The sequence below is a fragment of the Bradyrhizobium sp. ERR14 genome (assembly GCF_014198235.1).
In the GTDB taxonomy this organism is placed as follows: Bacteria; Pseudomonadota; Alphaproteobacteria; order Rhizobiales; family Xanthobacteraceae; genus Bradyrhizobium.
On sequence record NZ_JACIHD010000068.1, the window covers coordinates 1 to 1,205 of the forward strand.

Sequence of the window (1,205 nt, forward strand, 5' to 3'; positions counted from 1 at the left end):
CTTCAGCCCGCTGCCGTTCCGCGCGGCAGCCTAACTCTGGCAGAAACTCCACTTATCGACGCGGAATTGCTGTTCAGACAACCGGGGCCAGCTCTGTCCAAAGTTCGGTCTCGCTACAAAAAAGCCCGAGGCTCTAACCGCCGCTGGATGAAAACTCAGTGGCAGGTCACTCGCTCGCAAGGAATGCGCGGCCATGTCGGACGCGCTACTTGAGCGCGAAGGCGAAATTCGCCTTTGGAAAAATATGTAATGTACCTTCAGGCGCAACGCGCGCGCGCGACCGATACGGACGTCCAGCCTCCCGACGTGCCGGGCATCGAAAACGCCGACCAAGCCATCGACGCGGCTCGAAAGGATTTCGCGGATCGGCTCGAAATACTCGACGGCCGCGTCTTAAAGGAGGCGTCACAATTTGAGCAGCCCGAACTACTTTACGCAGCCTGTAACTGGCTATCCACGACGTGTTGGAACGCGCGTGCAGGCGTGGAGCGATGTACCGATCTCGATCATTCCTGCCGAGAGAGTTGTCAATTCCGATACAACGCGCATCAATCCGAAATCACCATGAATATGTTCGCTACGGACTATGAGGTTAATTATAACGGCGCGCGCGTTAGACTGCGGGAACACATCGGCTACGGTGTTAGCACCGAGCCTCGCCACACCATTCGTGTCGCCTTCTTTTTCGATGAGGCGTCTCGCAAAGTGGTCGTAGGCTACATCGGGCAGCACCAAGCGACACGCAAGTCAAATTAAGGGACCGCACCAATTTCTGCCGTTCATTGCCGAAGCTGATCGCCCTACGCTCGTCTCGAGCGGCCGCACGGATCGGGCGTCGGGCATCCAAAAATAGAATTGCACAGCAGGACGCGATGCCTATCTTTTCACAGGCGAATTCATGCTGCGCCTGCCAGGGCCCTTATCACTTCCCGATACCCGCCGCTTTTGCCTTCCTCTCCGGCTGTGGTGAGATCATCTTTTCATCACCTAGCTAGACGTGGCGGCCAGTTACGGGACAGCGGCGGCCGATCTTGAACGTCAGATTGTCCACACCCCCGACGCGCGCAGTAGCTCAATCGCGTTCCGCGGGCCCAAGGGATTGATAATTTGCGAGGCGCTTCCGGCGCCGCTTCAGGTCGAGGTCAGAGGTTCAATCCGATGATAAATCGGATGGCAAAGAAGGAGCCGGCGGCGACAATAGCCGT

General features: G+C 57.4%; 1 protein-coding gene. It reads left to right on the top strand.

What is annotated here, in order from left to right:
* Positions 1-249: 249 nt before the first annotated feature.
* A complete protein-coding gene (locus GGD62_RS40535; protein WP_183714864.1) occupies positions 250-756 on the top strand; it encodes a hypothetical protein in 507 nt (168 codons plus the stop codon).
* Positions 757-1,205: the final 449 nt, after the last annotated feature.